Raw genomic sequence first — 228 nt, 5'->3', positions numbered from 1 at the left:
CGGACGGCCGATCAAGACGAGGCCGAGGCCGCCGAGGCAGAAGCCGCCGCCGCGACTGCAGCCACGACGAACGACATGGACACCGCCGGGACGGACCAGGACGCCACCAATCGCCGTGCCGTGACCATTGATTCCGCTGACAGGCAGGAGCTCGATCCGGGCGCCGAGCGCGCCGAAGCCATCGAAGGTCGGGAAAGGAGGATCGAAGATGACCCGTTTGCCGCCACC

The 228-nt window shown here is 68.4% G+C and carries 1 pseudogene; it reads left to right on the top strand.

From position 1 onward, the window contains the following. Positions 1 to 228: pseudogene (locus E5W87_RS35910) on the top strand (hypothetical protein); the annotation flags it as partial.

It is taken from the genome of Mesorhizobium sp. (assembly GCF_004962925.1).
Classification (GTDB): Bacteria; Pseudomonadota; Alphaproteobacteria; order Rhizobiales; family Rhizobiaceae; genus Mesorhizobium.
This window is presented reverse-complemented; position numbering and strand designations above follow the sequence as displayed.